The sequence below is a fragment of the Anabaena sp. AL93 genome (genome assembly GCF_001672085.1).
GTDB lineage: Bacteria > Cyanobacteriota > Cyanobacteriia > Cyanobacteriales > Nostocaceae > Dolichospermum > Dolichospermum heterosporum.
Genome location: NZ_LJOU01000130.1, coordinates 1 through 12,267, shown reverse-complemented (window position 1 = coordinate 12,267; position 12,267 = coordinate 1). Strand labels below are relative to the sequence as shown.

Sequence of the window (12,267 nt, the reverse complement as noted above, 5' to 3'; positions counted from 1 at the left end):
GAGTAAATATACTCAAAATATTTTTCCCAGCAGGTTATTTTGTCAAAAAAAGAATTTCATAAAACAGCTAAAACCCAATCATAATAACCAGTTCATGCTTTTTGCTATCTAGGTCGGTATTCAATGAATTTAATCTCAAACCAACTAATTTATTGACATTATTCTCAATAAACTTGATTCGAGCTTTAAATATATCGGCGATCGCTCTAATATAGAATTGCGTGTCATTGTCTGAAAGCCTTGTTATCATTGGGTTATGGATAATTCCGAAAATTCAAAAAACACCTGCGGAATGTGGGATAGATTGCTTATTATCTAGTTTGTAGTGGGTGCATCATGTTGGGTTTCCTTGCGTTTACCCAACCTACATTAAATTAACAGGTAAAATTCGATGATGAAAACGCTGAAATTGATCCTTGTAAATCAAATAAAAGTTTCCAGATTTATTAATAAATCTGGCGGTTTTACGCTCATTGAATTATTAGTAGCTTTGGTGATTGCATTTTTAATTATTGCACCATTATTCAACTTTATGATTAGTGTCATGACCGCAGAGAGAGATGAACAAGCTAAGGCAAATTCTGAGTTAGAAATTCAAACTGCACTTAATTATATTTCTCGTGATTTACAACAGGCTGTTTATATTTATGATGCTGCTGGTATTAATGCTATAAAAGCTCAAATGGCTTACCAAAGTGATAATACTAAAACTCCTATATTGGTTTTTTGGAACCGGGAATTAGTTAGTGGTGTAGTTCCCACTGTATCAGGCAATGATGATACTTTTGTCTATTCCTTAGTTGTTTATTATTTAATCAAAGATAGTAATACAACTTGGTCAAAAGCGGCTCGTATTGCTAGATGGCAAATTAAAGACGGTGTGGAACTTCCTAGCGGTGTAACTTGTTCTGGATATACTAAAAAGTATGTTAATGACAAAAATTGTCCGAGTCCCGGTTTTGCTCCATTTCATGATTATTTTCAAGACTCTGATAGTTTAGAAATAGGAATGAACAAATGGAAGAATTCTGGAACTACTTATACTGCTGATGCTATAGTGTTGATTGATTATGTAGATCAAACTACAGATTCACCACTAGCAGCTACTTGTCCTAGTGATATGGCAGCTACAACTACAACACAGGGAATTACTTGGTCAGCAATTAAACCAACGAGTATGAATGGTTTTTATGCCTGTGTAGATAGAGCTAATACAACAGCGCAGGTATTTATTCGAGGTAATGCCCTAGCTCGTATTTATAACAATGCAAATGCAATTAAATATACAGAGATTAAAAAAAATTTTTTTCCTACAACCAGTGTGAGAGTGCAAGGACGGGGATTTTTATATAAATAGAGATATCAACTAATTAGTATCTATAAAAAATCAAATATCAGTAAAAAACCGCTATATAAAAAGGCATTATATATAGCAACATATATACAGCAGATTGCAGACTAATGAGGCTTCCGTGAGCGTCAGCCGAACGGTACAGGCTCTAAATTCCAAACCGGACAGCAAGCCAGTTTTACTCCTGACTGATCACTGAGCGAAGCCGAAGTGCTGACTCCTGCTGTATAATTATCTTATTGGCAAATAATTAGGGATGATTTATTTATTAAATAAGCGATATAACGACGGTTTTACTTTAATAGAAATGATTGCAGTGGTGTTAATGATAGGGATATTATCAGCGATAGTTGCACCAAGCTGGTTAGCGTTTATAAAAACTCGCAACTTAAATGTTGCCCAAGATCAAGTTTATCGAGCCATGCGTGAAGCCCAAAGCCAAGCCAGAAAGGAAAAGTTAACTTACCACGTTAGTTTTCGAGAACAAAATAATATTGTACAATGGGCAATTCATCCGGCTACAATTAACCCATCTAATGCTCAATGGAACGACTTAGATGCTAGTGTGAAGTTAGATGAAAATGAATCCACATTAGACAAATTGTCTAATGGTGTAAGACGAGTCCAGTTTGATTACATAGGTAGTGTTCCCCTCAGCCAATTAGGCCGAATCACTCTATCTAGTAAGTCTGGCGGCCAAGCAAAGCGCTGTGTTTTTGTATCCACTTTATTAGGCGCAATGCGAACCGCGAAGGAAAATAGTAAACCTGAAGGTAGTAAATATTGCTATTGATTTAGGAATAATACTCAGATACCGGACTTATTAAAGAAGTTGGGTAGCTATGACACTTCATTAGAAAAACACTATATGATAGAGCAAGTTATTAAAGCTTTTGAATGTAAAGATTATCAAACAGCAGCCAAATTAATCCAACAAATGTTGGTAGAGTCCCCGGATAATCCTTGGGTACAATTGTATTTTGGTAAGTTAAAAGAAGTTTCTCATCAATTCCTAGAAGCTGAAAAAGTATATCGTCAATTACTTCGCACGACGACGCATAGTAAAATTATTTCTCAAGCCCGTCAAGGTTTACAGCGATTAGAAGAAGTTAAACAAGAAGAAAAACAAAGAGCTATAGTTAAAGCAACAACCGCACCTGATAACAAGGAATTGGGAATATTAGTTTTAGAACCGATTAATAACGAACTGAAAACCATCGCAGCCAGCAATTTTGCCCAAATCATGCAGGTAGATGCTTACACAGCAAGAATGATATTACCTAGCCAAAATTGGCGGGTTTATCGCATTGCTCAAGTTGGAGAATTAGCATTCTATGGAACACAATTACAACAGGCTGGTATTCCCTGTTTTTGGGTAAAAATTCCCCAAATTCAACAAATTCAAGTATTTCAAGTTAAACATTTATCAATAAATAAATCTCAAATCAAAGTAGTTTGTCAAAATGAAGCAAATCAAACTGGTTCGATGAAATTTGATTTATCAGAAGTTACTGATAGAGTAATGGGACTTTTACCCATTTTTGAACAAGTTGTAGATGTTAATGCTAAGGGGAAAATAGAACGAAAAACTAAAACTCAAGATTATGCTCAATTTTGTGATTTACATCTACCAAATAGACGGAGTATTTTGCGAATTTATGATCAAGGCTATGAGTTTCAGCAAGGTTTAGACTCTCAATCTCAAGCTAACCATAATACTATAAGAATAAACTGGAATAATTTAATGGCATGGGTTGAGAACCAGTTACCTGAAGTTAAGGTGTGGTCAGATTTTAAACCCTTTGCACAAATAGTTATAGACCAAACAGACATCCTCAAACAAATCCCATCTCACATTAATCTATTTCGCCCAGAACAAAGTAATTGGGATACAGCTTTTCATTTATATAGTGGGATTATCTTTACTAAAAATGCTTTGTAGGGTGTTTTGAAAGTATCGGCGATTATAAATCGCTACTACACAAACAAAGTCCACCTGAGTGGACTAATATAGCGACGATTTATAATCTTTTTGATACTTATCCGGGAGTTTTAACTTGACGTGCCATATCTAAAAAGACATTCATATTTACGCCAGGACGACGACGAGGACTATTAGTAGGAATGAGATATTTGGTGGCAAAATTGGCTTCAGTGGGGACTGATATTTTAACTGGTTCAGGCTTAGTAACTTTTACTGCTGCCGGTGTAGCTTTTGGTTCAACTTTTGGTGTAGGTTGTGCTGCTACTGTTGCTGGAGATGGACTAACGTTAGCTTCTTCCTTGAGTTCTAGGTAGTAGCTATCACCCTTTTTGTTAAACAATCCAGTAATAAAACCCACAATACCCGCAATGATATTTTTGATAAAGCCCATAAAAAATGCTCCTGGTTTGAATAGTTTGGAACGTTACCGAAATTGTTAAAAATTACGGTGTAATATTACATTTGATTGCGTTATCTACGGTCAATCATTAGACCTACTATCTGCTGATTAAAAGCCCATAATTACTACTGGCAATTATTTGTAGGTTCTTTTTGTCTAAAACAGTATTCGGTAAATAACGCAAATTAATTATTAAATTTTATTATAACTATAAGATTATGAGAGCTTTTTTAATAAATCTTAATAATTTCTATTCAGTTGCAAAACTGTCACATAATTGTATATTTAGGATTACAATACTGAGTTAAATTATTAACAATAATAACTAATTAAGATTATGGCAACAAAACAGCAAAATCCCGTTTTATTAGTGCATGGTATTAACGATACCGGGGCGGTTTTCAATAAAATGGCGTTTTATCTGCGACAACAAGGGTTGTCTGTGCATACGGTGGATTTAATCCCTAATAATGGTTCTGAGGTTTTGGAGAAATTAGCCCAGCAGGTAGCTAATTATGTAAATGATACCTTTGCAACAGCGCAACCACTGGATATAGTGGGTTTTAGTATGGGAGGAATTGTCAGCCGTTATTATATTCAGCGGTTGGGGGGAATAAATAGAGTCCAGCGATTTATTACGATTTCTTCACCTCATTATGGAACTATAGTTGCTTATGGTACTTGGCTGGCTGGTGCTTTGCAAATGCGTCCTCATAGTGATTTTCTCAATGATTTAAATGCTGATGTCGAGATGTTAAAGCAGTTGAATTTTACATCTATTTGGACACCTTATGATTTGATGATTTTACCTGCTACAAGTTCGCAAATACCTTTAGGTAAAGAAGTTATTTTACGAGTTGCACTTCACCCTTGGATGTTAACAGATGATCGGACTTTAGAAAAAGTAGCCGCAGCTTTAGTAGAACCGATTAATGCGTATCCCCAATGAGTGTATGTTCAGCATTGCCAAAAATCGCGTCTGGATGACGATAATACTTAAATTCCATTAAGTTATAAAATGGATCTTCTAAGAAAAAAGTCTGATGTTCTAGAAGGGAATCGGTAAAGCGGTATTTGGGTTCTTCTCTAAATTTTAAATCTTTATTTTTGCCCTTTCTAATAATTCTTGCCAATCTGCTTCTTGGGTGAAAATTAGTCCAAAATGTCGAGGATAAATTGCTTTTTGAGGTATTAGAATATCCTTGGTAACGTGGGCTACCAATTGATGTCCATAAAGGTTGAGAATCAAAGCGTGGGGGTTTTCGCGTCCGGGAATGCAGCCTAAACCGTCAACATAATAGGCTTTGGTGTCGGGGATATTGGTGACGGGGAAGGCGAGGTGAAATATGGGTTGGTTCATGGTGGGGATGGGTGAGAGAATATAACTATTTTATAAATTTTGGTAGTAAACCGGGTTAAACTAAGAATTCTCTGAGCAAATCTATGAAAAGTATACCAGGAATGTTGCTACTGTTAATCAGCTTTATTCTGCGCTCTTGCGTTTCAAGAATGATTCTACGGTGAGACTTCCTGCTAATTATTTAAATCGGCAGATAGAAAAGTATCAATCTTGGTTAAAATAGGTAACTAAAGAATGGTGCGATGCATCCGTCCAATGGAATAAGCAATGGTTAAACAATCAAAAAAAACTCAAAAACCTGAAAAGCATAAAAAAATCGAAATCCCTCACGAAACTGAAGAAAAAGAAACCCCTAGCAAGATTGAAAGAGATTTTCGGAAAGAACTAGGAACAATTAATCCTTATCTCTGCTTAGTTGATTCAGCAGTAGGTTATCTAGTTACAAAAACTAAATCTGAGTCAAACCAGGCTAAATTTCTTAGAAAAATTGCTGGAGACTACGGCCATTATAATCTCCATACTGATAGTTTAAAACTAGATGATTTAAATAAATTTGTTCACAAGCCATATAGCATTTATAAATGGTAAAGCTGAATCAGCTTGTAATCGAGTAAAAGAAATAATTTGGACATATCAAAAACAGGAAATAACGGTAACTAAAGAAGTCAGAAATGAGACAAAAAGAGATTTTTATAGAAAAACTATGTTAGAAATACATTGTCGGAAACAAAACGATCCTGGAATACCCTTGGCATCCTTGGCATATCAAAGTTCACTAGCTGCGGGACAAATTCATGTAGTTTATTTAGATGAATTAACTGATACATCATCTTCAATTGGTTTAGAAATAATTCAATTAGTAGTTGCGCCTGAAGATGAAGCAATACAAACAGCAAGAAGTTTAATTAATTTAGTACAACAAGCAGATGCAGCAAACAGTCTTTATCTTTTAGAATTAGTAGAAAGGATGCTAATTTATAAGTTTTCCACCTATACCCGTCAGGAGTTAGAAGCGATGTTTGGATTAACAGAATGGCGACAAACTCGATTTTATCAAGAAGTTAAGGAAGAAACTAAGTTAGAAGCAATTCCTCGTCTTTTGAAAATGGGTTTGAGTATAGAACAAATTGCCGAAGCACTGGAATTAAAAATTGAAGTAGTACAACAAGCAATAGAAAAGCAAGGGAGAAAGGAATCTTAATATGAATGTGGTAAAAGAGGATAAAATCATTTTATTAGCATAAAAATCTGAAAATACTCATAATTTATCACAGATGTTATCTTTAATAGATTCTATTAATCCCTGGTTAATGGGAGTAGGCTTAAATGCAATTTTACTAGGAATAGTCGCAATTATTCCCAAAAAATTGCTCACCCCGGCAGGTATACTTAATGCTGGATTATTAGGAGTAATCATTTGGGGAACACTAGGTTGGCAAGGATATCTAGTGGTAGTGTTTTATTTTATTGTCGGTTCTGGGGTAACACGCATTGGTATGGCAGAAAAAGAAGCCGCCGGAATTGCGGAAAAACGTGCCGGTGCAAGAGGACCAGAAAACGTTTGGGGTTCAGCATTAATAGCGGCTTTATGTGCGTTGGGAGTATTGTTTTTACCTGATTTTAAATATTTGTTATGTTTGGGTTATGTTGCCAGTTTTAGCACTAAACTTTCTGATACTACAGCCAGTGAAGTTGGTAAAGCTTATGGTAAAAGCACCTTTTTAATTACAACACTGCAACCAGTTCCGAGAGGGACAGAAGGGGCAGTCAGTTTAGAAGGAACTTTAGCTGGTATGGTAGCATCAATAGCGATCGCACTCATTGGTTGGGGAGTAAATTTAATTAATCCCCTTGGCATCTTATGGAGTGTCATAGCCGCATTTATCGCTACAAATTTAGAAAGTGTCATTGGTGCGACTTTGCAATCTAAATATACTTGGCTGACCAATGAGGTTGTCAATATCTTTAATACCCTGATTGGTGCAACTGCGGCGATAATATTGGCATTAATTTACCAAAGTATCTTTGTTTAATTGTTGACTAAAATTACAATTTTCGTAGGTTGGGTTGACACAAGGAAACCCAACATTATTATTTTTGTTATACTGCTTACAGATTTGAAAATATTTATAATATAAAATTATTGAGTTCATTTTAAGAAATAGATCCCCGACTTCTCAAAGAAGTCGGGGATCTGGTAACTACTTATTAATTACATATTTAATTTATCGAATCTTTATTATTGCTAGATATGGTTTTCTACTGTTTTCCCCATTATTTAATGGAAAGTCTTATAGATGTTTTAGCATTATCCTTAGAATCACTTCATGGAATCTTCATCTTTTTTAACTGTAAATGATCAGGAAATTACCCTATCTGAAGTAGTCAAATACTTACAAATATCTGGTAGACTAGGAAATTTCATGAGTGACGTACTGCGTCAGCACGTAATTGAAAAAGAAATTAGTGCTAGAACAGATATTGAGATTAGTTCCACCTTAATTGAACAGACAATTATTGATTTTCGTCTAAAAAATCAACTAACTGATGCCCAAAAATTTCAAGAATGGCTAACAGGCAATGGTACAGATTATACAACTTTTCATACATCTATTACCTTTAGCTTTCAGTTAGAGAAACTCAAAGAATTAGTCACAGAATCAAAATTACCAGAATACTTTATTGAAAAGAAAATTTACTTGGATAGAGTTATCCTGTCGCGGATTCTAGTTGACAGTCGGGAATTAGCAGAAGAACTACAAACTCAAGTTGAAGAAGGAAGTAGTTTTGAACAACTGGCAAAAGAGTATTCATTAGCCGATGAAAGAGTATTTAATGGCATGATGGGACCAATTAGTCGGGGGACGATACCAGACATATTACGTGCGGCTGTAGACTCAACCACCCCTGGAAAATTGATCAATCCCATAGAAATAGAAGGACGTTTTGCTTTATTTAGATTAGAACAAATTCTTCCAGCATCTTTAGAAGATACTCAATTACAACAATCACTAAAAAATGAGTTATTTGAGAAATGGCTAGGGGATAAGATTCAAAATCTGACAGTCAAAATTCAATTGGATTAAAACTTCTAAATAATCAATTTTAACGAATAAATGTGTTAAACAATTTACCCTGGAATGAACCGCCACTATCCTGGCTAAATGCTGAAGAACAAAACGAATTAAAACAGCAAGCAGAAATACATAACTACAAACTTGGCGAAAAAATTTGGTCACAAAAATTAGGTAGTGATGCTTTTGGCAAGCGAAACTATCAATTTTTGATTGTCGCTGGTAAAGTGCGTTTACGAGAGGAAGAAGAAAATAAAACCGTAGCTACTTTACAAGCAGGAGATTGGTTTGGCAACTGTCAACCATTATTTGCTGATTGTAAAGCTGTAGCTGCTAGTAAGGAAGTTATAGTTGTGTGTTGGAATTCGGCTTTGTGGAAAAAGGTTTTAAATCCTCAAGTTAATGAATTTTGGAATAATTCAACAGAGGTAGAAGAAATTGAAACTATTTTACCAGTTCCTAATTCTCCCATTTCTTCACCTTCACATCCTGCTAAATGGGAACAACCCACAATTTCTAATTATCCCTTTGTAGGAAGTGGAAATACAGGTGCAGCTTGTTTAACAATGGTGGCGCAATATTTACAAAATCCTGTGCAATTAGAATGGGTACAACGTCAGTTGCGAGGACAAAAGCCGAAAAATCTGGTAGAAGCAGGGGAGAAATTAGGGTTAGTATTGCGGAAATTACAGGTTAATTGGTATGAATTACGCCAATTAACTTTTCCCGCCGTATTGTTGTGGAATCAAGGTAATCAGGAAGATAAAAATCCCCAATTTAATTGGGTTGTAGCTTATGGCATAAAAGGCAATTTTTTAATTATTGCTAATCCTCAAAATCCTGATTATATTTGTGAACATTTACCTCAATCTGTGGTGGATAATTGTTGGGATGGTACATTATGGCAAACTGAACTAATTTCCCAGCAAGAGAAATTTAATTTAGCTTGGTTTACTCCCGCAGTTTGGAAATATCGGGGTTTATTAGGTGAAGTTTTATTAGCTTCCTTTACCTTGCAATTATTGGGTTTAGCTTCTCCATTAATTACTCAAGTCATCATTGACAAAGTGATGGTACAAGAGAGTTTAGCTACTTTGGATGTGATGGCGATCGCCCTCTTGTTTGTGGCGACATTTGAATCTATCCTGGGTATGCTGCGGCTATTCATCTTTACCCACACAGCCCGGCGTTTAGACTTGAGTTTATCGGCTCAACTTTTTCGCCATTTAATGCGTTTACCCTTGGCTTATTTTGAGTCGCGGAGAGTGGGTGATACAGTTGCTAGAGTCCAAGAATTAGAACAAATTCGCCAATTTCTCACAGGTACAGCTTTAACCGTCATTCTTGACAGTATCTTCGCTGTAGTTTACCTGGGATTAATGTTTTATTACAACATTCCTCTAACATTTGTAGCCTTAGCCGTCTTACCATTATTTGCCACATTAACTATTATCGCCACACCGATTTTGAGAAATTGGCTAAATGAAACCTTTAACCGGAGTGCGGACAGTCAATCATTTTTAGTTGAGACAATCACCGGCATTCATTCTGTTAAAGCCCATGCCGCAGAACCAGTAGCGAGAGAACGGTGGGAAGGTTTATTTGCCCGCTTCATTCGTACCAGTTTTAAAGCTTCCACCACATCTAATATTAGTAGTAATATTGGTGACTTTCTCACTAACTTTTCTACCTTAATTATCCTGTGGTTTGGGGCAAAATTAGTAATTGATCATCAACTAACCATTGGTCAATTAATTGCCTTCCAAATGTTATCAGGAAGAGTGACAAGTCCCCTATTACGGTTAGTCCAGTTGTGGCAAAACCTCCAACAAGTGCTATTATCAGTAGATAGAATCGGTGATATTCTCAACGCTGCCCCAGAAACAGAAGCCGGCACAGGATTAGTATTACCACCCCTCAAAGGTGAAGTTGATTTTGACCAAGTTTTCTTTCGTTATCATGCCAACACCGAACCAGTATTAAAAGGCATCTCTTTTAACATTAAACCAGGACAATTTGTAGGCATTGTCGGCAGAAGTGGCTCAGGAAAAAGTACCCTTTCTAAACTTCTCCAAAGACTCTATCAAATTGAGTCAGGACGAATTCTAATTGATGGATTTGATATCAAAAGTGCTGACTTAGCATCTTTAAGACAACAAATAGGCGTAGTTCTCCAAGAAGACTTTTTATTTAATGGTTCAATCTTGGAAAACATTACATTAGGCAATCCAGATATTACCTCCGAACAAGTTGTCGAAGCCGCCAGATTAGCAGTAGCCCATGACTTCATTAGTCAACTACCTTACGGCTATGAAAACAACGTAGGAGAAAGAGGAACAGCATTATCTGGAGGGCAAAGACAACGCATAGCATTAGCCAGATTATTCCTAGCATCTGCACCAATTCTCATCTTAGATGAAGCCACCAGCGCCTTAGATAGTGAAACCGAACAACAAGTATTACAAAACCTCAAAAATGTTTCCTCTAACCGCACAGTATTCTTAATTGCCCACCGTTTTGCCCCCCTCAAACGTGCTGATTTAATCTTAGTCATGGAAAAAGGAGTAATAGCCGAAAGAGGAACACATTTAGAACTCTTAAAACAAAAAGGGTTGTACTGGTCACTTTATCAAAGACAACAAGCGAATATTTGAGACAGACTCTTAATTCTTCTTTGCGCCTTTGCGCCTTTGCGTGAGAAAGAAGTTTAATCCAAAACATTCAAACCCAAAGCCACAGCCCCCCATAAAGGTGCATCATCACCCAATAATGCCCGCACAACCTCAAAATTCACCTCTGGGAGTGCGGTTTCCCTAGCCACCTTTCGCACCACAGTCCAGAAATTATCCCCAGATTTGGTAACACCACCACCTAAAACAAACCGTTGAGGATTCATGAGGTTGGCGACATTACCAATACCGACCCCCAAAGCCCATGCACCCCTGTATAATACTTCTTGTGCTATTTCATCTCCGTTGGCTGCTGCGGTGCTGACGACTTTGCCTGTAAGTAAGTTGAGATCATTACCAGTCAAATACCTGAGTACGTCTCCTCTGATTTTACCGTTAGTGCTAGGTGGTTCTTTCTCCAACATTTCCCGTGCATTTTGCGCCATGTAGGGACCAGAAGCTAAACGTTCTACACATCCCCGTTTTCCACATAAGCATAAGGGACCTCTAGGATCTACCACAATATGTCCAATTTCTCCCGCCATGCCTAATGCACCTCGCCAGGGCTTACCATCAAGTATCCAGCCTCCACCCACACCTGTGCTAATGGTAATGTAAAATAGGCTATCATATCCTTGACCAGCCCCAAAGCGATGTTCACCAACAGCAGCAACGTTAGCATCATTATCTATACTGGAAGGTGCGTGATAATCTTCTTCAAGTATTTGTTTAAGGGGAACATTTTCCCAGCCAGGAACGTGATGAGATAAGCGGACTAACCCTGTGGTGGCATCCACTGGACCACCAAAGCTGACACCAATAGCATCCGGCTTTCTTCCTTTTAGCACGGAATCAATGAGCGATCGCATGATTTCCAAATCAGTTAAAGCATCACCATTTGTAGGAGAAAATCGTGATTCATGATCCAACCACTCCTTGCCACCAGCCTTAACTGTTGCTGCTGCCAATTTTGTCCCGCCAAAGTCTAGAGCTAAAATTAATGTCATATAATTAAAAATAGGGAATTTACGAAACAACTATCAAGCATTCACCATTATTACTGAATAAAAATTTTGCTGTAGTTCATTATAAGGAAGAACGCCGAAAACCCTTGAAAATGTAGGTGACTGAGGAAGCCACATTTGGGCTTTAGACAAGGGATGAAGGCTAGTACCGCAAGGCGGAAGTCAAAAGTCAAAAGTCAAAAGTCAAAATGAAGACAGTATAGGCTTTTGGAGGATTTAGAATGGTTGGTTTATTTACGCCGTTTTGTACTAGAGGCAGGATAAATCCTGCATTGATTTTAATCCATATTCGTGATACAACTATATTGTCACTAAAGACATAAAAAGCTACCGAGGGACTCTCGGAAAGTTACGCTTGTCAGATATGATTTCGCCCGCCAGGGCCAACGAAATCAGGGCAAGAA

General features: G+C 36.9%; 11 protein-coding genes and 2 pseudogenes. 9 read left to right on the top strand and 4 right to left on the bottom strand.

Annotated elements, in window-relative coordinates:
- Positions 1–67 precede the first annotated feature (67 nt).
- Positions 68–250, bottom strand: coding sequence for a hypothetical protein (locus AN486_RS24235; RefSeq protein WP_039201592.1), 183 nt, complete (start codon positions 248–250; stop codon positions 68–70).
- A 141-nt stretch (positions 251–391) separates the two neighbouring features.
- Here AN486_RS24235 and hpsC point away from each other — a divergent pair, with 141 nt between their 5' ends.
- From hpsC to AN486_RS24220, 3 genes are all read left to right on the top strand, one after another.
- A complete protein-coding gene (hpsC, locus tag AN486_RS24230) occupies positions 392–1,357 on the top strand; it encodes a hormogonium polysaccharide secretion pseudopilin HpsC (RefSeq protein ID WP_325064598.1) in 966 nt (321 codons plus the stop codon).
- A gap of 250 nt (positions 1,358–1,607) precedes the next feature.
- Positions 1,608–2,144 carry a type II secretion system protein gene (locus AN486_RS24225; RefSeq protein WP_053540712.1) on the top strand — a complete coding sequence of 179 codons (537 nt, stop codon included), beginning with the start codon at positions 1,608–1,610 and terminating at the stop codon, positions 2,142–2,144.
- Positions 2,145–2,219: 75 nt separating this feature from the next.
- Positions 2,220–3,293 (top strand): M48 family metallopeptidase, encoded by a 1,074-nt coding sequence (locus tag AN486_RS24220; protein ID WP_053540713.1) that lies wholly within the window; start codon positions 2,220–2,222, stop codon positions 3,291–3,293.
- A 97-nt stretch (positions 3,294–3,390) separates the two neighbouring features.
- On the opposite strand, the gene AN486_RS24215 is transcribed toward AN486_RS24220, so the two are convergent.
- A complete protein-coding gene (locus AN486_RS24215) occupies positions 3,391–3,726 on the bottom strand; it encodes a hypothetical protein (protein WP_053540714.1) in 336 nt (111 codons plus the stop codon).
- A 346-nt stretch (positions 3,727–4,072) separates the two neighbouring features.
- On the opposite strand from AN486_RS24215, the gene AN486_RS24210 reads away from it, so the two are divergent.
- Positions 4,073–4,684: a triacylglycerol lipase gene (locus AN486_RS24210; protein ID WP_053540715.1), complete on the top strand. Its 612-nt coding sequence runs from the start codon at positions 4,073–4,075 to the stop codon at positions 4,682–4,684.
- Here AN486_RS24210 and AN486_RS24205 read toward each other — a convergent pair.
- A pseudogene (locus tag AN486_RS24205) lies at positions 4,665–5,095 on the bottom strand (VOC family protein). The gene AN486_RS24210 and the pseudogene AN486_RS24205 sit on opposite strands and share 20 nt — an antisense overlap.
- Before the next feature lie 267 nt (positions 5,096–5,362).
- Between AN486_RS24205 and AN486_RS24200 the strand changes: the two are divergent.
- From AN486_RS24200 to AN486_RS24180, 5 genes and pseudogenes are all read left to right on the top strand, one after another.
- The gene (locus tag AN486_RS24200; RefSeq protein ID WP_053540717.1) at positions 5,363–5,683 is read left to right on the top strand and encodes a hypothetical protein; all 321 of its coding nucleotides are present in this window, start codon (positions 5,363–5,365) and stop codon (positions 5,681–5,683) included.
- The gene (locus AN486_RS24195; RefSeq protein ID WP_290602824.1) at positions 5,649–6,296 is read left to right on the top strand and encodes a DUF2887 domain-containing protein; all 648 of its coding nucleotides are present in this window, start codon (positions 5,649–5,651) and stop codon (positions 6,294–6,296) included. Before AN486_RS24200 ends, AN486_RS24195 begins: the two co-directional genes overlap by 35 nt.
- 73 nt (positions 6,297–6,369) lie before the next feature.
- Positions 6,370–7,128 (top strand): TIGR00297 family protein, encoded by a 759-nt coding sequence (locus AN486_RS24190; protein ID WP_168635773.1) that lies wholly within the window; start codon positions 6,370–6,372, stop codon positions 7,126–7,128.
- A 294-nt stretch (positions 7,129–7,422) separates the two neighbouring features.
- Positions 7,423–8,181, top strand: coding sequence for a peptidylprolyl isomerase (locus AN486_RS24185; protein WP_053540719.1), 759 nt, complete (start codon positions 7,423–7,425; stop codon positions 8,179–8,181).
- A pseudogene (locus AN486_RS24180) lies at positions 8,172–10,823 on the top strand (type I secretion system permease/ATPase). The gene AN486_RS24185 and the pseudogene AN486_RS24180 overlap by 10 nt, the downstream one beginning before the upstream one ends.
- A gap of 53 nt (positions 10,824–10,876) precedes the next feature.
- Here the strand turns inward: AN486_RS24180 and AN486_RS24175 are convergent.
- Positions 10,877–11,845 carry an ROK family protein gene (locus AN486_RS24175; protein ID WP_039201714.1) on the bottom strand — a complete coding sequence of 323 codons (969 nt, stop codon included), beginning with the start codon at positions 11,843–11,845 and terminating at the stop codon, positions 10,877–10,879.
- Positions 11,846–12,267: the final 422 nt, after the last annotated feature.

What these genes read in the sequence shown, in the direction of transcription:
- AN486_RS24235 (WP_039201592.1), bottom strand. Translation starts at nt 250, where the DNA reads ATGATAACAAGGCTTTCAGACAATGACACGCAATTCTATATTAGAGCG.
- hpsC (WP_325064598.1), top strand. Translation starts at nt 392, where the DNA reads ATGATGAAAACGCTGAAATTGATCCTTGTAAATCAAATAAAAGTTTCC.
- AN486_RS24225 (WP_053540712.1), top strand. Translation starts at nt 1,608, where the DNA reads ATGATTTATTTATTAAATAAGCGATATAACGACGGTTTTACTTTAATA.
- AN486_RS24220 (WP_053540713.1), top strand. Translation starts at nt 2,220, where the DNA reads ATGATAGAGCAAGTTATTAAAGCTTTTGAATGTAAAGATTATCAAACA.
- AN486_RS24215 (WP_053540714.1), bottom strand. Translation starts at nt 3,726, where the DNA reads ATGGGCTTTATCAAAAATATCATTGCGGGTATTGTGGGTTTTATTACT.
- AN486_RS24210 (WP_053540715.1), top strand. Translation starts at nt 4,073, where the DNA reads ATGGCAACAAAACAGCAAAATCCCGTTTTATTAGTGCATGGTATTAAC.
- AN486_RS24200 (WP_053540717.1), top strand. Translation starts at nt 5,363, where the DNA reads ATGGTTAAACAATCAAAAAAAACTCAAAAACCTGAAAAGCATAAAAAA.
- AN486_RS24190 (WP_168635773.1), top strand. Translation starts at nt 6,370, where the DNA reads ATGTTATCTTTAATAGATTCTATTAATCCCTGGTTAATGGGAGTAGGC.
- AN486_RS24185 (WP_053540719.1), top strand. Translation starts at nt 7,423, where the DNA reads ATGGAATCTTCATCTTTTTTAACTGTAAATGATCAGGAAATTACCCTA.
- AN486_RS24175 (WP_039201714.1), bottom strand. Translation starts at nt 11,845, where the DNA reads ATGACATTAATTTTAGCTCTAGACTTTGGCGGGACAAAATTGGCAGCA.